18 protein-coding genes and 4 tRNA genes are annotated in these 16,831 nt (G+C 65.4%); 5 read left to right on the forward strand and 17 right to left on the reverse strand.

Going from position 1 to position 16,831, the window contains the following annotated elements; genetic code table 11:
- Positions 1-159: 159 nt before the first annotated feature.
- From nusG to ACEVQ6_RS14085, 7 genes are all read right to left on the reverse strand, one after another.
- On the reverse strand, positions 160-690 hold the full coding sequence (gene nusG, locus ACEVQ6_RS14055) for a transcription termination/antitermination protein NusG (RefSeq protein WP_374889622.1): 531 nt from the start codon (positions 688-690) through the stop codon (positions 160-162).
- A gap of 16 nt (positions 691-706) precedes the next feature.
- Positions 707-907 carry a preprotein translocase subunit SecE gene (secE, locus tag ACEVQ6_RS14060; RefSeq protein ID WP_374889624.1) on the reverse strand — a complete coding sequence of 67 codons (201 nt, stop codon included), beginning with the start codon at positions 905-907 and terminating at the stop codon, positions 707-709.
- A 191-nt stretch (positions 908-1,098) separates the two neighbouring features.
- A tRNA-Trp gene (locus ACEVQ6_RS14065) sits at positions 1,099-1,174 on the reverse strand.
- 136 nt (positions 1,175-1,310) lie between these two features.
- Positions 1,311-1,967: a hypothetical protein gene (locus tag ACEVQ6_RS14070; RefSeq protein WP_374889626.1), complete on the reverse strand. Its 657-nt coding sequence runs from the start codon at positions 1,965-1,967 to the stop codon at positions 1,311-1,313.
- 300 nt (positions 1,968-2,267) lie between these two features.
- Positions 2,268-3,443 carry an elongation factor Tu gene (gene tuf / locus ACEVQ6_RS14075; protein ID WP_374889611.1) on the reverse strand — a complete coding sequence of 392 codons (1,176 nt, stop codon included), beginning with the start codon at positions 3,441-3,443 and terminating at the stop codon, positions 2,268-2,270.
- A gap of 162 nt (positions 3,444-3,605) precedes the next feature.
- Positions 3,606-3,679, reverse strand: a tRNA-Gly gene (locus tag ACEVQ6_RS14080).
- A gap of 24 nt (positions 3,680-3,703) precedes the next feature.
- A tRNA-Tyr gene (locus ACEVQ6_RS14085) sits at positions 3,704-3,788 on the reverse strand.
- A 246-nt stretch (positions 3,789-4,034) separates the two neighbouring features.
- On the opposite strand from ACEVQ6_RS14085, the gene ACEVQ6_RS14090 reads away from it, so the two are divergent.
- Positions 4,035-4,913 carry a TrmH family RNA methyltransferase gene (locus tag ACEVQ6_RS14090; RefSeq protein WP_374889628.1) on the forward strand — a complete coding sequence of 293 codons (879 nt, stop codon included), beginning with the start codon at positions 4,035-4,037 and terminating at the stop codon, positions 4,911-4,913.
- Between the two features lie 51 nt (positions 4,914-4,964).
- On the opposite strand, the gene ACEVQ6_RS14095 is transcribed toward ACEVQ6_RS14090, so the two are convergent.
- Entirely contained in the window at positions 4,965-5,570 is a 606-nt protein-coding gene (locus ACEVQ6_RS14095; protein WP_374889630.1) for an FMN-dependent NADH-azoreductase, read from the reverse strand.
- Positions 5,571-5,707: 137 nt separating this feature from the next.
- On the opposite strand from ACEVQ6_RS14095, the gene ACEVQ6_RS14100 reads away from it, so the two are divergent.
- The 3 genes from ACEVQ6_RS14100 to ACEVQ6_RS14110 all read left to right on the forward strand — a co-directional run bounded on the left by ACEVQ6_RS14100 (position 5,708) and on the right by ACEVQ6_RS14110 (position 7,854).
- On the forward strand, positions 5,708-6,664 hold the full coding sequence (locus ACEVQ6_RS14100) for a LysR family transcriptional regulator (RefSeq protein ID WP_374889631.1): 957 nt from the start codon (positions 5,708-5,710) through the stop codon (positions 6,662-6,664).
- Positions 6,665-6,849: 185 nt separating this feature from the next.
- Positions 6,850-7,581, forward strand: a complete 732-nt coding sequence (locus ACEVQ6_RS14105; protein ID WP_374889633.1) for a YoaK family protein — start codon at positions 6,850-6,852, stop codon at positions 7,579-7,581.
- A 198-nt stretch (positions 7,582-7,779) separates the two neighbouring features.
- Positions 7,780-7,854 (forward strand) — tRNA-Thr (locus tag ACEVQ6_RS14110).
- Positions 7,855-7,858: 4 nt separating this feature from the next.
- Here ACEVQ6_RS14110 and ACEVQ6_RS14115 read toward each other — a convergent pair.
- The 3 genes from ACEVQ6_RS14115 to ACEVQ6_RS14125 are packed head-to-tail and all read right to left on the reverse strand — an operon-like array spanning position 7,859 to position 8,934.
- Positions 7,859-8,296, reverse strand: a complete 438-nt coding sequence (locus ACEVQ6_RS14115) for a hypothetical protein (RefSeq protein ID WP_374889737.1) — start codon at positions 8,294-8,296, stop codon at positions 7,859-7,861.
- On the reverse strand, positions 8,224-8,667 hold the full coding sequence (locus tag ACEVQ6_RS14120; protein ID WP_374889635.1) for a hypothetical protein: 444 nt from the start codon (positions 8,665-8,667) through the stop codon (positions 8,224-8,226). The genes ACEVQ6_RS14115 and ACEVQ6_RS14120 overlap by 73 nt, the downstream gene beginning before the upstream one ends.
- 48 nt (positions 8,668-8,715) lie before the next feature.
- Entirely contained in the window at positions 8,716-8,934 is a 219-nt protein-coding gene (locus ACEVQ6_RS14125; protein ID WP_374889637.1) for a hypothetical protein, read from the reverse strand.
- 86 nt (positions 8,935-9,020) lie between these two features.
- On the opposite strand from ACEVQ6_RS14125, the gene ACEVQ6_RS14130 reads away from it, so the two are divergent.
- Complete coding sequence (locus tag ACEVQ6_RS14130) at positions 9,021-9,212, forward strand: hypothetical protein (protein WP_374889733.1); 192 nt, start codon at positions 9,021-9,023, stop codon at positions 9,210-9,212.
- Here the strand turns inward: ACEVQ6_RS14130 and ACEVQ6_RS14135 are convergent.
- The 6 genes from ACEVQ6_RS14135 to ACEVQ6_RS14160 all read right to left on the reverse strand — a co-directional run bounded on the left by ACEVQ6_RS14135 (position 9,146) and on the right by ACEVQ6_RS14160 (position 16,712).
- Entirely contained in the window at positions 9,146-9,457 is a 312-nt protein-coding gene (locus tag ACEVQ6_RS14135; RefSeq protein ID WP_374889638.1) for a DUF2934 domain-containing protein, read from the reverse strand. The two genes, ACEVQ6_RS14130 and ACEVQ6_RS14135, sit on opposite strands and share 67 nt — an antisense overlap.
- 307 nt (positions 9,458-9,764) lie before the next feature.
- Positions 9,765-10,427, reverse strand: a complete 663-nt coding sequence (locus ACEVQ6_RS14140; RefSeq protein WP_374889639.1) for an HAD family hydrolase — start codon at positions 10,425-10,427, stop codon at positions 9,765-9,767.
- A gap of 14 nt (positions 10,428-10,441) precedes the next feature.
- The gene (locus ACEVQ6_RS14145) at positions 10,442-12,784 is read right to left on the reverse strand and encodes a glycoside hydrolase family 65 protein (protein WP_374889640.1); all 2,343 of its coding nucleotides are present in this window, start codon (positions 12,782-12,784) and stop codon (positions 10,442-10,444) included.
- A 57-nt stretch (positions 12,785-12,841) separates the two neighbouring features.
- The gene (locus tag ACEVQ6_RS14150; RefSeq protein WP_374889642.1) at positions 12,842-13,825 is read right to left on the reverse strand and encodes a carbohydrate kinase family protein; all 984 of its coding nucleotides are present in this window, start codon (positions 13,823-13,825) and stop codon (positions 12,842-12,844) included.
- Positions 13,826-14,040: 215 nt separating this feature from the next.
- Entirely contained in the window at positions 14,041-15,162 is a 1,122-nt protein-coding gene (locus tag ACEVQ6_RS14155; RefSeq protein ID WP_374889644.1) for a sugar ABC transporter permease, read from the reverse strand.
- Positions 15,159-16,712, reverse strand: a complete 1,554-nt coding sequence (locus tag ACEVQ6_RS14160) for a sugar ABC transporter ATP-binding protein (protein ID WP_374889646.1) — start codon at positions 16,710-16,712, stop codon at positions 15,159-15,161. Before ACEVQ6_RS14160 ends, ACEVQ6_RS14155 begins: the two co-directional genes overlap by 4 nt.
- Between the last annotated feature and the right edge of the window lie 119 nt (positions 16,713-16,831).

Raw genomic sequence — 16,831 nt, forward strand, 5'->3', positions numbered from 1 at the left:
CTCGACGGGAAGACCGGCGGCTGCGTTTGCGTGGTGCGGGCAAGACGACCGCCGGCTTGCGGCCACCGCCCTTCCACGCTTCGATGCGGGAGTGTTCCCGCCATGCCGCCCCTTGCGGGGCAGCAAAGCCATTCGGCGGCGGACGCCGCCCTGATCGCGTCAGACCTTCTCGACCTGCGCGTATTCGAGCTCGACCGGGGTCGCGCGCCCGAAGATGGAGACCTCGACCTTGAGGCGCGAACGCTCCTCGTCGACATCCTGCACGGTGCCGTTGAACGAGGCGAAGGGACCGTCCGAAACGCGGACCTGCTCGCCGATCTCAAACGAGATCGAGGGCTTCGGCCGCTCGACGCCGTCCTGCACCTGGCCGAGGATGCGCTCGGCCTCGTAGTCCGGAATCGGAACCGGCTTGTTGTCCGTGCCGAGGAAGCCCGTGACCTTCGGCGTGTTCTTGATGAGGTGGTAGGCCTCGTTCGTCAGGTCGGCGCGCACCAGCACGTAGCCCGGAAAGAACTTCCGCTCGGAATCGACCTTGCGGCCGCGGCGCACCTCGACGACCTTCTCGGTCGGCACGAGGATCTTCTCGAACAGATGCTCGAGGCCCTTCTGCCTCGCCTTCTCTTCGATCGATTCCGCCACCTTCTTCTCGAAATTCGAATAGGCGTGAACAATGTACCAGCGCGCAGCCATGTCTACCCCCGCCCGATCAGAGACCGACGTTCAGGATGAGGCCGATGACCCATCCCAGAAGCTGGTCCGCCGCGAAAAAGAAGGCGGCCGCAACGATCACCATGACGAAGACCATCAGCGTCGAGATCATCGTCTCGCGCCGGGACGGCCAGGTGACTTTCGACGCCTCGGCGCGAACCTGCTGCAGAAACGTGAATGGATTGGTTTTCGATGCCATTGAATGCTCACGCCATAACGGCGCGTAAAGCTGACAGGTCAGCTCCACGCACCGCGTGTCTGTTTTGCCCTACATAAAGGCCGATTCTCTTTTTAACAAGAGGCAACCGGGCCTTTCGCGAATTCAGACGGTCGATCCGTCTTTCCATTCCGGTCCGTCGCTGCAAGGTGACTGCGCCGTGCGGCCGGAAATGGCAGGGGCAGAGGGGCTCGAACCCCCGACCTGCGGTTTTGGAGACCGCCGCTCTACCAACTGAGCTATACCCCTTCACGCCTGCCACCGTCGAAGCCGCAAGGCCCGTCTCCGGCAAGGCATGGCGTCTTTACGGCGAAGGGGGCCGCTTGGCAAGGGCGAAGGCCAGATTTTTTCACGACGAGACAGGAGCCGCGCCGCGTCCCCCCGCCTACCAGTCAAGGCGGAGCCGTGCCTGCAGCGCCCCCGTCGTTGCCGCCTCCTGCCGCCGGAATGCGGCACCGAGACTGAGGCCGTCGAAAAGGCGCTGCTCCACGCCGAGTTCGGCGCCGATTCCGCCCTTCCGGGTTATCGCCGTTCCGGATGCCGTCAGCGACGTTCCGGTTCCGACGGCGCGGATCTGCGCCTTCTGCGTCATCCGCGCGCGGCCGATCCGGCCATGGGCCACGTCGAGGTCGAGGGCAACCGAAGGCGCGAGGACGATGTCGAAGGAGGGGCTGATCGCCCACCGCCGCGAGACACCCGCATTGGCGGAACCACGGCCGGTCATCGGGTTGTAGCCCGCTGCGGCGCTGCGCTCGCGGCCGCCCTTCGTCTTGTCGGCGACCTCCGCCCAGAGCCGCGTGCTGTCCCGGATCTCGCGGATGCGGCCTGAGGTCGAGGCGCGCAGCGACAGGTCGACCCCGGCGCTGATGTCGGCCGCCGTCGGCGTCCGCATGCCCATGCGCAGCCGGTAGCCCTGGCTCGCGATTTTCGACGGCGACCAGATCAGCAGCGGCTCGTCCGCCCTCGCCCGGCCCGCCGGCATCGCGAGGACGGTCGCGGTGATGAGAAGCGCGGTGCCTGCCGCGCGCACGGGCCTTTTCATCGGATGGGTCTGCCTCGTCGTTTCGGGAGTCTTGACGCACCCTGCCGGGGTGCGCCGCATTCCGTCCACCCTGGCAAGCGGATCCCGCGGATCGACGCATCAAGGCCCGGACCGCTTCGGCGGGGCCATACTTCAAGGGCGACACGGAAAGGCTTACGCGGAAACGCGTCTTCGCTCCATTGGCAGATCTGGGGAGGTTATGCCCTATCCCTAAAACAGCAGGGCGACACGCCCTCTTCGCAACGGAAAAGGCCCCGCGGTCGCCCGCGAGGCCTTTCTTTTATCCGATCAGGTGATCGCTTACTCGACGATGGAGGCGACGATGCCGGCGCCGACGGTGCGGCCGCCTTCGCGGATGGCGAAGCGCAGCTTCTCTTCCATCGCGATCGGAACGATCAGCTCGACGTCGACCGTCACGTTGTCGCCCGGCATCACCATTTCCGTGCCTTCCGGCAGCGTCACGATCCCGGTCACGTCCGTCGTGCGGAAGTAGAACTGCGGACGGTAGTTCGTGAAGAACGGCGTGTGACGGCCACCCTCTTCCTTCGTCAGGATGTAGGCTTCCGCCTTGAACTTCTTGTGCGGCTTCACCGAACCCGGCTTGCACAGGATCTGACCGCGCTCGACGCCGTCACGCGCGACGCCGCGCACCAGCGCGCCGATGTTGTCGCCCGCCTGGCCCTGGTCGAGCAGCTTGCGGAACATCTCGACGCCCGTCACCGTCGTCTTCGACGTCGGGCGGATGCCGACGATCTCGACTTCCTCGCCGACCTTGACGATGCCGCGCTCGACGCGGCCCGTCACCACCGTGCCGCGGCCCGAGATCGAGAACACGTCTTCGATCGGCATCAGGAACGGCAGATTGATCGGACGCTCCGGCGTCGGGATGTAGGCGTCGACGGCGGCCATCAGCTCGCGGATCGCGTCCTCGCCGATCTTCTTGTTCGAGTCTTCAAGCGCGGCCAGCGCCGAGCCCTTGACGATCGGGATGTCGTCGCCGGGGAAGTCGTAGGACGACAGCAGCTCGCGCACTTCGAGCTCGACCAGCTCCAGCAGTTCCTCGTCGTCGACCTGGTCGACCTTGTTCAGGAACACCACGATCGCCGGAACGCCGACCTGGCGGGCGAGCAGGATGTGCTCGCGCGTCTGCGGCATCGGGCCGTCGGCGGCCGAGCACACCAGGATCGCGCCGTCCATCTGCGCAGCACCCGTGATCATGTTCTTCACGTAGTCGGCGTGGCCGGGGCAGTCGACATGCGCATAGTGGCGGGCCGGCGTCTCGTATTCGACATGCGCCGTCGAGATCGTGATGCCGCGCGCCTTTTCCTCCGGAGCGGCGTCAATCTGGTCATACGCCTTGAACTCGCCGAAATACTTCGTGATCGCTGCCGTCAGCGACGTCTTCCCGTGGTCGACGTGACCGATCGTGCCGATGTTCACGTGCGGCTTGTTCCGCTCGAATTTGCTCTTTGCCATGAATGCGTTTCCTGTCGTCACTCGGATGAGGGACCGGACCTAAGCCGGTTTGCGCAGGCGTGTAAGGCTTTCGAAGCCATTGCGCAAGACCTAAATGGAGATGCCGCTGTGCGCGTGCAAGCAGCGCTTGCTGCCCGATATTTTGCGGAGCTTCGGTCGCGCTGGAGCGGGTAGCGGGAATCGAACCCGCGTATTCAGCTTGGAAGGCTGCTGCTCTACCATTGAGCTATACCCGCTTGACCCAGGTCCTTCGCAACGGATGGTGGAGGGAGTTGGATTTGAACCAACGTAGGCTGAGCCAACGGATTTACAGTCCGTCCCCTTTAACCACTCGGGCATCCCTCCATGTTCCGTCGGGACCGTGCGATCAAGCATTGCATCGAGACCTTTTCGGGCGGCGCCCTCTCGGTCTGCGCCGGCTATATGACCGCCCAATCCGGTCCTGTCAACACGCAGGCGCGCAAAAAGATGAGGGAAAATCGCACCCGTTCCCGACATCCCGGGGTGGGCGATCCCCCCTGCCCGCACGACACGCGCCGCACGGGCCATGCCGGCGTTTCCTTTGCCGCGCGGCCGCATTATAAGGCGGGAATGAGCAAGGACATTCCGGGCGACAAGAGCGCCAAAGACACCCATTACGCCAATCTGCGCCGTGCCCACCGCGACGCCAGGCGCGAGCGCGGCGAAATCCCGACGCCGGCGCCGGACAAGAGGCGCCGGACGGCGCAGAAGGATGTCCGGCCCGAGCCGCCTCCTCCCGGGCAGGTGCTGCTCTACGGCCTGCATACGGTGCGCGCGGCGATCCTCAATCCGGAGCGCCGGATCGGCGCGATGAAGGTGACGGCCAATGCGGCCCAGCGCCTCGACGTCGACATTCCGGCCCTGCCCTTCCCCGTCGAGACGGTCTCACCGCAGGATCTCGACCGCATCCTCGGAGCGGACGCGATCCACCAGGGCGTGATGATCGAGGCCGAGCCGCTGCCGGTACGCCGGCTGGCGGCGCTGAAGGATTGCCCGCTGGTTCTCGTGCTCGACCAGGTGACGGATCCGCACAATGTCGGCGCCATCATGCGCTCCGCCGTCGCCTTCGATGCCGGCGCGCTGATCACCACCCAGCGCCACAGCCCGCAGGAATCGGGCGTGCTGGCGAAATCCGCCTCCGGCGCGCTCGAACTCATCCCCTATGTGCAGATCACCAATCTCGCGAACGTGCTCGAGGAACTGCACGGGCTCGGCTTCGTCTCGATCGGGCTCGATTCGGAAGGACCGGCACCGCTCGAGGGAACGCTTGCCGGCGAGAAGATCGCGCTCGTCCTCGGCGCGGAGGGCAAGGGACTGCGGCAGAAGACGCGCGAGACCGTCACCCATCTGGCGCGGCTCGACATGCCGGGCGCGATCCGGTCGCTGAACGTCTCGAACGCGGCAGCGATCGCGCTTTACGCCACCCGCCGGTTTCTCGCGAGAGCGTAAGGACGCGGAGGCGCCGGAGCGGACTCCGGCGCCGTCGACATTCCTCTCGCCTCAGCTCGCGAGCTTCAGCGCCGGAACGGCGGCCACGGCGCTTTCCGCGGCGGCGATGCCCGCCTCCTTGCTTTCGGCGCTGATCGCCAGGCCCTCGGCGCGGACGAACTCGACATCGGTGATGCCGATGAAACCGAAGACGGTCGCGAGATAGCTCTCCTGATGGTCCATGGCGCTGATCGGCGAGCCGGCGGTGTAGAAGCCGCCGCGCGTCGAGGCGACGATGACGCGCTTGCCCTTCGCAAGGCCGTCGACGCCGTTGGCGGTGTAGCGGAAGGTCTGCCCGGCGACGACGACGCGGTCGATCCAGGCCTTGAGCTGGCTCGGAATGGTGAAATTGTACATGGGCGCGCCGACGACGATCACGTCGGCGGCGAGGAATTCGGCCAGCGCCTCGCGGCCGGCCTTGACCTCGGCCGTGCCGTCCTCGGCGGAGGCGGCGAGATGGGCGCCGGTCAGATGGACGATCGGCTCGGCGGCAAGGTCGCGATGGGTGACGGCGGCTTCGGGATGCTCACCCTGCAACCGCGCGACGATAGCCGCCGTCAGCCGGCGGGAGACCGAATGGTCGCCGAGGATTCCGGAATCGATGTGGAGGATGTTCATGGGGCTGCACCTTTCGTCGCGTGCGGTTCTGTGATTGGGTGCTCCTGATATGAATTCAAAACAATCGAGCGATAAGCCGCGCATTTTCCAACATTGCGTTTCCCGGCGGAAACGATGATGCCGGCGCTGGAGGCAGGATGCAGGACCTGAACGACCTTGCCCTCTTTGCCGCGGTGGTCCGCCACAACGGCTTTTCCGCCGCCGCCCGGGCGCTGAACATGCCGAAGTCGCGGCTGAGCAAGCATGTCGCCCGGCTGGAGGAACAGCTTGACGTGCGCCTGCTCGAACGCTCCACCCGCAAACTGCGCGTCACCGAAATCGGCCAGGCCTTCTACGAGCGATGCGAGGGCATCCTCGCCGGCGTCGAGGATGCCGAGGCGCTGATCGCCGCTGCCCGGCGCGAACCTTCCGGCGTCGTGCGCGCCGCCATCCCGCCGGGCTTCAGCCCGATGATCGCCCTGATCCTGCCGGAGTTCTATCGGCGCTACCCGCAGATCCGCCTGCTGCTGACGATGACCAACCGCCGGGTCGACCTGATCGAGGAGCGGATCGACATCGCGCTCCGCGCGCGCAACCAGCTCGACAACGACCAGACGCTGATCGTGCGCAAACTCGGCGAGGAGAGCAGCGCGCTGGTGGCGAGCCCCGCCTTTCTCGCACGGCACCCCCCCGTCACGATCGACACGCTCGGTTCGCTGCCGACGCTGTCGATGAACGAGCGGCATCTGACCGACCGCTGGACGCTGCATCATGCCGACGGGCGCACCGTCGAGGTGAGCCATGCGCCGGTGCTCGGCTGCAGCGACTTTACCATCCTGGAACGGGCGGCGGTCGAAGGCGTCGGCATCGGGCTTCTTCCGGGTTCGATTTCCGACCGTGCCTTCCGCGCCGGGATCCTGGCCCCGGTCCTGCCGGACTGGGCGGCGCGCGACACGATCGTCCACCTGGTCTTTCCGTCCCGCATCGGCCTCCTGCCGGCGGTGCGGGTTCTGATCGACTATCTCGCCGAGCAACTGCCGCCGACCCTGGCACGCTGCCGCGAACGCGACGTCGAGCCGCTCGACAGCCGGTGGCTCAGCCGCGCGATCGCCTGAGCCCTTCCGGCTTGGCCCTTCGGAAAGCCGGTGCTTGGGGCGCTTGTCCGCCCCCCTCTCGCCACAGCGATCCGAAAGGGGGTCCCGCACGGGATGTTTCCGCCCCCGACGGGGCAAGGGCGCCCGCGCCTCGGCGGCCCCGAATCAGCTATCGTCGCGGCCTGAGGGCTGACGGGGACCAGGGCATGACGCACGCACGACGACGCAGGCTGGTGGAGCGGCGGCGCAAGGCGCTCGGCCTCGTGCTCGTCGCCGTTCTCTCCTTTCTCGCGGGAATGACCGATGCGCTCGGACTGCTGATCGGCGGCAATTTCGTGTCCTTCATGAGCGGAAACACCACGCGCGCCGCCGTGGCCGCGGCCGGCGGCGATGGCGCGGCGGCGCTGCTCCTGGCCGGGGCGCTTCTCGTCTTCGTCGCCGGCAACACGCTCGGCATCGTCATCGCGCACGGCGCCGAGCGCAGGCTGTTGCGGGTGATGATCGGCGTCGCGCTGCTGCTCGCCGGCGCGGCCGCGATCCCGCCCGGCACGGCGCCGGAGGCCCGCTTCTATCTCCTCGTGCTGGCCATGGGCGTCGTCAACGTCGCCGTCGAACAGGTGGAGGGCCTGCCGGTCGGACTGACCTTCGTCACCGGCGCCCTGTCGCGTTTCGGCAAGGGGCTTGGCGGGTGGCTGACCGGAGAACGGCGTGCGGACTGGCTGATGAATTCCGCGCCCTGGCTCGGCATGGCTGCGGGGGCGCTCTCGGGGGCCACGATCGGCCACCTGATCGGCCCCGGTCCGGGCCTCTGGTTCGCAACCGCGATCGCCACGCTTCTTGCCGTCGCCTCGCTGTTCGTCCCGCCGCACATGCAGCGCCGTCTGGCGAACGCGCGCCCGCGCAGGGCCACATTGCGCCTGCGCTCCCCCCATCCTTGACGCGCGCGTCGGCGGCTTTTTCCTTTACAGCACGGCAGAATATGGTAACTCCCTGCTGCGGTTGCCTTGAGAGGTCGATCGGCAGCGCCCCTGATGTGTCATCGGATGCGCTGGGGACGAGAAGGTGAGCCGGATCATGCGCTTAAGGCGCACGGTCTGCGTAAGTACCGAACAGGCACCCGAGGCCAATGTCGAAGGGCCGGATTAGCTCAGCGGTAGAGCAGCGGTTTTGTAAACCGAAGGTCGGGGGTTCAATCCCCTCATCCGGCACCATTAATCAGAAGATGACAGTCTCTCCCTTGGAAACCGCATCCAAAAACAAGGCTCCAGCCATATAGCCCAAAAAATTGGGGTCATAGGCATGCGGCCACCAATAGATGTCTTCGCGACCGGGCAGCGGATCAAGACCAAGATGGCCGGTGCGATTTGCCCAGACCTGTACGCTACCTGCGAGCAAATCTCGCATTGCGACCTTATCACGACCGATGAGGCGATCACGTAACACGGAATCAACGACAACGAGTCGGTTGTCAGAATCAATGACGCGACCTTGCTCTGCCACATCGGGGTAGCGGCGCTCATTTTCCGCGTCGACGAGCAGGCCGATGCGGCCGCCCGAGTTTCTTTGTTGCATCTCCATTCTCATCGCCAGCGTGACCAACTCCGCGGGATCGATCTGTCCGCGAAACTTTCCCTGTTCGAAAAGGCGCGCCAAGATATTTGCCGGGATATTGGCGGCCGGATGTGCTTCAGTCTGTCACTATGAGAGATGGTGAAATCATGAACCGTAACGCCCTCGCTCCACTCAGCATTGCGGTTGCCTCGGCCGCTGATCTGGATGAGCGAGGCAGCGGAAAAACGTTCTCGAAATGGGGTGCGGAACGAAAGATCGACGCCGGCTTCCATCAAGCTCGTCGCGACCAACGTCCAGTCGCTGGATGGACTGTTCGCGTCGAGCCGCGTCTTGACCACTTCGAGAATCCGTTCCCGGTCGCGTGGCGCGAGAGCCGTCGACAGATGCAGGACGTCATGCTCACCCTGTCGCATCGATAGAGCCAGGGCAGCCGCGCTCTGAACTGTGTTCATGATAACCAATCGCGGCCCCGGCGACGCTGCAACCTTTTCGATCAACGCCTACGGACCATCGAGATGACCCTCCGAGACATAGAAGACTCGCTTGGCCTCAGCCTGTCGCAGTGGAGCGACCAGTTCTTCAGGCACCAATTCAGGAAGCTTTGCCCGCGCGTCAGCGAGGCGAGCCTGCGTGACGAAGAGCGCCACCGTACGGGTGATGAAGCCATAGGAGGCTTGGGAGAACGGCCAGGATTCGGGGAGTACGTCGAGATCAAGCATTGAGAGGCGGCATTCATTGAAAAAATAAAGATGAATAATGCAGGTATCTTATGGACACTCTGACCTTAAGGGAACGTAGCCAACGCATGGGCCGCATCAAGGGCCGGGATACCGTACCCGAGATAGCGGTTAGACGGCTTCTTCATCGTCCATGTTACAGATATCGGCTACATGCCCGCGGGTTGCCGGGGCGTCCGGACACTGGGCCTGCTCAACGACGGTCCACGCCACCTTCCTTCGCTTCAGGATGGCGTCCGTCGGAGAGTGAACCCGGGTGAGGATCCGAGGGTGGGGCCCGATCTTCCCCGGGAACGGCACCTGCTTCTCCTGCCGCGGCATATTTCTCGCCCGTTCCGGCTTCCAGTTCGGCCGAAGCCGGGGTGTCGGCGTGAACATGGCGGATTTCAGCATTGAACTCTTCTTCTGCTTGCTGCCAATGATGCTCGTGCCGGCCGTCCGGTCGCCCGTCATCTTCCCAAAGTGCGTGGGCCCGCTTGCGGATACGGTGTTCCCTGTCGTCCATGGCGTCCTCCAAACCGGGTGCGGATGCGGGTCGGACAGGTCGGGCGCTCGTCTGCCATTTCGTTGGCCAGGGTGAGAAAGCCGAAAAACCACCCTGTTCGCCATCCCTGCCGCGTCGGCTTGACACGACCCGCATCACGACAGACGAACCAGGGGGAGCCCGATTGGTTCCCGTTCGCGCAGCGCATTGTCGTGCCGAAAATCAGTTGGGGAGTGTCGCCGTCCGTGGCTCCACCACGTCCGTCGGGGGAGACGAGACGGATGGGAACAGTGGCAACGGGTTACGCCGGTCCGGCGTGTCGCGCCGATCAGCCGTCCTTCGCCTCGAAGGCGGTGCGAAGCTGTTCGAGGTCAAGCTCGGCGAGGTCGCCAACGATCAGGTCCGCGCCAGCCAGGCGCGCCGGGTGGCCGTGGCGGTCGATGCCGAGGCAGAAGAAGCCACCGGTCTTGGCAGCGGTGACGCCCGAAATCGCGTCCTCGACGACGACGCAGTGGCGGGGCGTAAGCGCGATGCGCTTCGCCGCCGTCAGGAAGATGCTGGGATCGGGCTTGCCGTGTTCCACGTCATCGCCGCCGACCACCGCGTCGAACCTGTCGAGAAGTCCGACCTTGTCCAGGATGTAGCGGGCATTCCGGCTGCTCGAGGCGGTCGCGAGCCGCAGACCGGCCCTGCAGGACGTGTTGACGAAATCGACCGAGCCCTCGAACACCTTGAACTGGCCCTTTTCGATCAGTTCGAGGAAATAGCCGTCCTTGCGCTCGGCCGCCGCATCGATCCTGTCCGCGGGCGCCCCGATCATCACCGCCGCCACGCCGTCCTGCCGGCGGCGGCCGTCGACCTTGTCGTGATACACCCCCTCGTCGAAGGGATAGCCCTCTTCCTTGAAGAGCCGTGCCCAGGCGGCGAAATGCGCCGGCACCGTGTCGACGAGAACGCCGTCGAGGTCGAAGATCACGCCCTTGAGCGTCATGGAACATCCTTCCGTCACGAGAGATCGATGCGCTCGGCCGCGCCGGACCGCAGCGTGACCGCCATGCCGCGCACGACGACGGTTTCCTCAAGGCCGGGCGGTCCGTGAAGCACGAATTCGATGTCGGTGTGGCGGACGCAGACGGAGAGGATCGCGCCGCGCCACCTCAGCTTGAAACGCAGGGACTGCCATTCCTGCGGCACCCAGGGCTGGAACGTCATCCGGCCCTCCCTCACGCGGAAGCCGCCGAAGCCGAAGACGAGCGCCTGCCAGGTTCCGCCGGCGGAGGCGGCGTGGATGCCGTCCTGGGTGTTGCCCTGGTTGTCGGTGAGGTCGACGAAGGCGGAGCGGCGGAAATACTGCAGGGCGCGCCTCGGATCGCCGACCTCAATGCCCATGATCGAGTGGATCGCCGGGCTCAGCGAGGACTTGTGCAGCGTGCGCGCCTCGTAGAAGTCGTAGTTCGCCCGCTTGACCGCGTCGCTGAATTCATCGGGAAGGACATAGGTCAGCATGACGACGTCGGGCTGCTTCAGTAGCGTCGTGCCGCCGGCGTTGAAATGGTGGTAGCCTTCCGGATAGCAGGGCATGCCGTTCAGGTCCCATTCGGTGAGCGGAACCTCCCTCAGCGCGAAATAACCCTCGAACTGCTCGATCAAGCCGCGCTCCGCGTCGAAGGGGATCAGGATCTTCTCGGCGATCACCTGCCAGCGCTCGACCTCGTCCGGATGCAGGCCGAGCCTGCCGGCGACCTTGGCGAGCTCCCTTGGATGGTGGCGCGCCAGATCGGCATGGATCCTCACCGCCTGCATCAGGTGCCACTGCGCCATCCGGTTGGTGAAGGCATTGTTGTCGACATGCTCGTGGAATTCGTCGGGGCCGATGACGCGGGTCAGGACATAGGCGTCCTCGGCACCCTTATATTCCAGCCGGTCGGCCCAGAAGCGGCTGGTCTCGAACAGGATCTCGGCTCCGGCATCGAGCAGGAAGCCGGTGTCTCCCGTCGCCGCCACATAGGTCAGGACACCGTAGGCGACATCGGCCGAGACATGGATCTCCTCCTCGCCAGTCCAGATCCGGTGGACGCCGTCCGGCGTCCATTTCGGCGTCGTCTCGCGGCCCGTATCGGCCGATTCCCAGGCATATTGCGCGCCGGCGAAGCCGTTCTCCGCGGCATTCGCCCGCGCGCCGGCGAGCGTGTGGTAGCGATAGCGCAGCAGCGCCCGCGCGGTCTCCGGCCGGGTGTAGATGAAGAAGGGCAGCATGAAGATCTCGGTGTCCCAGAAGACATGGCCGCGATAGCCTTCGCCCGAGAGCGACTTGGCGCCGATATTGACGGTCGGGTCGTTCCCGTTCGCCGCGATCAGGAGATGGTAGATGTTGAAGCGGATCGCCCGCGTCGCCGTCTCGTCGCCGGTGACGGAACAGTCGCAGTCCTCCCACATGTCCGCCCAGGCCGCGCGGCTCGCCGCAAGCGCCGCCTCGAAGCCCGATGCGCGGTGGCGGCCGAGCACTGCGCGGCAGCGCTCGCGCAGGGGGTCGACGTCCGGGTCACGCGTGGTGCAGATCGCCACCAGCTTGTCGATCCGGATCCTCCGGCCTGCAGGCGGCGCGAAGTCCAGCCGTTCGGCGATCCGCTCATAGCCCTCCTCGACCACGCGCGCGCGCGGTGCAACCGAAGGCAGGGTCGCAGCAGCATAGCCGATGCCGATGCCGGTCGCGATCGTCGTCATTTCGAGATAGAGCTGGTCCCCGGTGCCGATCCGCGCGACCTCTTCAAGATGCCGGGCTTTCGCCCATTTCTCCCATTTGACCTCCGGATCGAAGGCCGGGCTGCCGGCATAGGCCGGCAGCCGGTCGAGATTGAAACGGCGGCCGTCGATCGCGCTCTCGACCGTCAGCGGCGCGTCGTGGTTCTCGGGCGTAATCTCGAGACGCAGCCCGCAAAGATGCTGATCGTCGAAGGAGGCGAATCGCAGCGTCTCGAGCCGGGTCCGCCGCCCCAGCCGGTCCTCGAACGTGGTGCTGCGCCACAGCAGGCCCTGGCGCATGTCCAGCGCGCGGCGATGGGAGACGACGGTGCAGGACTGCATGTCGAGGCGCTGCCCGTCGACCCTGACCGAGACCGACAGCCAGTCCGGCGCATTGACAAGATCGATGACCGGCGAATCGTGCCCGTCGAAGACGCCGTTGAGAAAGGTGCCGGAACGCTCGCCCTTGTGGCCCTCCTCCAGCGTTCCGCGGGTGCCGAGATAGCCGTTGCCGATGGTGAACAGCGTTTCGGCGACATTGGCGCGGTCGCGCTCGAAGCCGCGTTCCTCGATCAGCCACTCGTCCGGGCTCAATAGGTCGCGCATGGTCGTCTCCCGTCGATGACGTGGATGGAAGTGGGAAGAAGAGGCGCGGCCGCCGGCTCAGACGCCATAGGCGTCGGCGATCTGCCGGTCGGTTTCCTCGAGCGATTTGTAGATGGCGAGCTCGGAGCCGACGCAGCGTTGCGCGCCCATCGCGTTGCCGTACTGGCAGGCTTTGATGAAATCGCGATGCTTGAGGTAGCCGAAGGCCATGCCGGCGGCGAAGGAATCGCCGCAGCCGGTGGTGTCGACCACGTGGTCGACCGGCACGCGCTTGACGACATGCTCCTGCATCCGACCGGAGGGGCCGTTGAAATAGACGACGCAGCCATGCTGGTCGAGCGTGACGCAGACGGCCTTGACGCCGCGCTCGAGGCAGTGGCGGGCGAATTTCGGCAGTTCGTCCATGGCGAGCTGGCCGACGGCGCCGAGCTCGGAAACATCGTATTCGGAGGCGAACCAGGAGCAGCCGGCCTCTTCCAGGTTCATCTTGAGGATATCGATATAGGGAAGCCAGCTGTCGCGCTCGACCCAGAAGCGGTGAAACCGCTCGCCGGTGCGCGTCAGCGTGTTGGTCGGGCCGTGCGCGTCGAGAAGGACGACGCCGCTGCTGTTTTCCTTGATGTATTTGAGCGTCGCGCGGCTGACCTCGTAATCCGTGATCGGCACGCAGACGAAGGCGTCCGCGTCGGTCAGCCCTTCCATGTCCTCCGGCAGGATCGGATCCATGAAGCCGGTCTGCCGTTCGATCCGCCGGTTCTGGTCGACATAGTCGAGCTGGACCACGTCGCCCTGATCGAGCCGCGAGGTGATGCCGGCGACGTCGACATTGGAAAACTGCGACAGGATCTCCTTGATCGGTACTTCGTCGCGCTTGCGCACATGGCAGACGGGCAGGACCGCGCCGTCGTTGCCGAGCAAGGTGGACAGCGCCGCGACCGTGTAGAGCGCGCAGCCGTATTTTTCCAGCGTGTCGCCCTGGTAGGTCCGGATCCGGTCGCGCGGGATCGGTCCCAGCACCGCCACCTTGAAATTGCCTGCCATCCGTCCCGTCCTCCCGCGTCGAGGGTCGTCCGCCCCGCCGCTCTCCGCGACCCTGCCGGGTTTTTGCGTGATCATAGTTCGCATTGCGTGTAAAGTGCCGGCTGACCGCCGGCGGGGAAGCCTCGTCGCCCTGACGAAAGGCTGCCTTTGCCCTCCGCTTCGTCAGTCATCCCGCCGCGGGCCGGGAGGCAACCCGCGGCGGGACCGGTTCGCCCTTACTTGCGCTTCTGCAAGACGTCGAACCAGACGGCGACGATGATGATGAAGCCCTTGATGATGAGCTGGTAGAAGGTCGAGACGCCGAGCAGGCTCATGCCGTTGTTGAGCACGCCGATGATCAGCGCTCCGATGACGGTGCCGCCGATCGTGCCCGACCCGCCAGCCAGCGACGTGCCGCCGATGACGACCGAGGCGATGGCGTCGAGTTCGAACATGGTGCCGAGGTTCGGCGAGGCGCCGTTGAGGCGGGAGGCGAGCAGGATGCCGGCCAGCGCCGAGAGCACCGAGACCGTGATGTAGACGAGGAGCTTGGTGCGGTAGACGTCGATGCCGGAAAGCCGTGCCGCGTCCTCGTTGCCGCCGAGCGCATAGAGACGGCGGCCGAGCCGGGTCTGGCTGAGGATGAGGATGCCGGCGGCGGCGATGACGGCGAAGATCGCGACCGGAACCGGGATGCCCTGATAGCTGCCGAACATGTAGAGCGACAGGACGAGGCCGGCGCAGGCCATCAGCAGGCTGGTGGCGATCTGCACGGTGTCGACCGGCGCACCGACCTTGCGGGCCCGCGCCGCGGAGCGGAAGGTGGCGTAGAGCATCACCAGGAACACCGCGACGATGATGACCACGGAGGCCATCGGCGGGATGTAGGCGCCGCCGATCAGCGGGAAGGTCGTGTCGGTCACCGGCACCGAGGAGCCGTCCGAGATGGTCAGCGCCAGGCCGCGGGCGATCGTCAGCATGCCGAGTGTGATGATGAAGGGCGGTATCCGGTAATGGGCGATCCAGAACCCGTTCCAGGCGCCGATCAGGCCGCCGACGAGCACGAGGGTGATGACGATCGACACCCAGACATTGACGTCGTGCTGCATCAGCGTCGTCACGACGATCGCCGCAAGCCCCGCCACCGAGCCGACCGAGAGGTCGATGCCGGAGATCAGGATCACCATCGTCATGCCGACAGCGATGATGCCGATGATCGTCACCTGGCGGGCGAGATTCGACAGGTTGCGGGCGGTAAAGAAGGAATCGTCGGCGAAACTTAAGCCGACCGCCAGCACGATCAGCGCGATCAGCGTCGCGTTGTTCTTGATGAAGCCGAGAACGGCGTCCTTGTTCATGCCCCTTGCCCCCCCTTGGCGCTTCCCGTGGCGTATTCCATGATTTTCTCCTTCGTCGCCTCGTCGCGGGAGAATTCCGAGACGATGCGCCCCTCCGACATGACCAGGATGCGGTCGCTGAGGCCCAGCACCTCCGGCAGTTCCGATGAAATGACGATGACCGCCACGCCCTGATCGGCGAGGCTGTTCAGAAGCTTGTAGATCTCGACCTTGGCGCCGATGTCGATGCCGCGCGTCGGCTCGTCGAGGATGAAGACCCGCGGACCGGCATTGAGCCACTTGCCGAGGATCACCTTCTGCTGGTTGCCGCCCGACAGCGTGCCGATCACCGTGCCGATCGTCGGCGTCTTGACGTTGAGCCGCCTGACGTAGTCGGCCACCATCTCGCGTTCGCGCGCATGGTTGATCACGCCGAGCAGCTTCGAGGACACCGTCTGCAGCGAGCTGATCGTGGTGTTGAAGGTGATCGGCTCGGACAGGAACAGGCCGAGCGCCTTCCTGTCCTCCGTCAGGAGCGCGATGCCGGCATCGATGGCGTCGCGCGGCGATCTGATCGTGAGCTTCTTGCCGTCGAGCACCACGTCCGCGCGGGCCTGGCCCGGATAGGCGCCGAAGATCGCGCCGACCAGTTCCGTCCGCCCGGCGCCCATCAGCCCGGAAATGCCGAGGATCTCGCCCTCATAGGCGACGAAGGACGATTTCTTCACCCGCTTCTCGCCGGGAAGCGTCGGGTGGTCGACCTCGGCGTCCGTCACCTCGAGGATCTTGCGGCCGCGCGTGGCCTGGCGCACCGGGAACATGTCCTTCAGCTCACGGCCGACCATGCGCGCGATGATCTGGTCGAGCGTGATCTCCGCGATGGGGGTGACGTCGCCGATCGTCTGCCCGTCGCGCAGCACGACGATCCGGTCGGCGATCTGCTGGATCTCCTCCATCTTGTGGGAGATGTAGCACATGCACACGCCGTCCTTCTTCAGCTTGCGGATGATGCGGAAGAGATCGGCGACCTCCTTGTCGGTCAGCGCCGAGGTCGGCTCGTCGAGGACGAGGATGCGCGCCTTCTTCGACAGCGCCTTGGCGATCTCGACCATCTGCTGCTTGCCGACGGTGATGGACGACACCTTGTCGGTCGGGGAGAAATCCCGGATGCCGAGCTCGTCGAGCAGCTTCTTGGTCTCGTGATTGAGCCTGACCCAGTCGATGCGCCCGAGCGCGTCGGTGTGCTGGCGGTCGAGGAAGATGTTCTCCGCCACCGTCATTTCCGGGATCAGGTTCAGTTCCTGGTAGATGATCGCGACGCCGGCATCCTCGGCCTGCTTCGTGTTGGCGAACTGCTTCTTCTCGCCGTTGACATAGATGTCGCCGGCATAGGTCGGATACGGCCAGACACCGGAAAGCACCTTCATCAGGGTGGATTTTCCGGCACCGTTCTCCCCCATCAGCGCGAGCAGCTCGCCGGCCCGCGCTTCGAAGTTCACATGGCTGAGCGCTTTCACGCCAGGGAACTCCTTGGTGATGTCCACCATCTTCAGTACGATTTCGTTTGACATCGCTGTCGACCCTTCCGGACACGGCTTCCCGCACCGGCGGCCGATGCCGCCGGGGACAAGCATGTCTGCGGTGTTTTCTTGTGGAACCGCATGTCCGGGCCGGTCGGCGGGACATGCGG

The organism is Ensifer soli (genome assembly GCF_041928815.1).
Taxonomy (GTDB): domain Bacteria; phylum Pseudomonadota; class Alphaproteobacteria; order Rhizobiales; family Rhizobiaceae; genus JBHFEI01.

Bases quoted from the DNA above. Each gene is read 5' to 3' on its own strand.
- ACEVQ6_RS14100 (WP_374889631.1), top strand. From the start codon at position 5,708: ATGCAGGACCTGAACGACCTTGCCCTCTTTGCCGCGGTGGTCCGCCAC.
- ACEVQ6_RS14090 (WP_374889628.1), top strand. From the start codon at position 4,035: ATGAGCAAGGACATTCCGGGCGACAAGAGCGCCAAAGACACCCATTAC.
- ACEVQ6_RS14140 (WP_374889639.1), bottom strand. From the start codon at position 10,427: ATGACGCTCAAGGGCGTGATCTTCGACCTCGACGGCGTTCTCGTCGAC.
- secE (WP_374889624.1), bottom strand. From the start codon at position 907: ATGGCATCGAAAACCAATCCATTCACGTTTCTGCAGCAGGTTCGCGCC.
- ACEVQ6_RS14105 (WP_374889633.1), top strand. From the start codon at position 6,850: ATGACGCACGCACGACGACGCAGGCTGGTGGAGCGGCGGCGCAAGGCG.
- ACEVQ6_RS14120 (WP_374889635.1), bottom strand. From the start codon at position 8,667: ATGAACACAGTTCAGAGCGCGGCTGCCCTGGCTCTATCGATGCGACAG.
- tuf (WP_374889611.1), bottom strand. From the start codon at position 3,443: ATGGCAAAGAGCAAATTCGAGCGGAACAAGCCGCACGTGAACATCGGC.
- ACEVQ6_RS14130 (WP_374889733.1), top strand. From the start codon at position 9,021: ATGGGCCGCATCAAGGGCCGGGATACCGTACCCGAGATAGCGGTTAGA.
- nusG (WP_374889622.1), bottom strand. From the start codon at position 690: ATGGCTGCGCGCTGGTACATTGTTCACGCCTATTCGAATTTCGAGAAG.
- ACEVQ6_RS14155 (WP_374889644.1), bottom strand. From the start codon at position 15,162: ATGAACAAGGACGCCGTTCTCGGCTTCATCAAGAACAACGCGACGCTG.
- ACEVQ6_RS14125 (WP_374889637.1), bottom strand. From the start codon at position 8,934: ATGCTTGATCTCGACGTACTCCCCGAATCCTGGCCGTTCTCCCAAGCC.
- ACEVQ6_RS14145 (WP_374889640.1), bottom strand. From the start codon at position 12,784: ATGCGCGACCTATTGAGCCCGGACGAGTGGCTGATCGAGGAACGCGGC.
- ACEVQ6_RS14095 (WP_374889630.1), bottom strand. From the start codon at position 5,570: ATGAACATCCTCCACATCGATTCCGGAATCCTCGGCGACCATTCGGTC.
- ACEVQ6_RS14160 (WP_374889646.1), bottom strand. From the start codon at position 16,712: ATGTCAAACGAAATCGTACTGAAGATGGTGGACATCACCAAGGAGTTC.
- ACEVQ6_RS14135 (WP_374889638.1), bottom strand. From the start codon at position 9,457: ATGGACGACAGGGAACACCGTATCCGCAAGCGGGCCCACGCACTTTGG.
- ACEVQ6_RS14150 (WP_374889642.1), bottom strand. From the start codon at position 13,825: ATGGCAGGCAATTTCAAGGTGGCGGTGCTGGGACCGATCCCGCGCGAC.
- ACEVQ6_RS14070 (WP_374889626.1), bottom strand. From the start codon at position 1,967: ATGAAAAGGCCCGTGCGCGCGGCAGGCACCGCGCTTCTCATCACCGCG.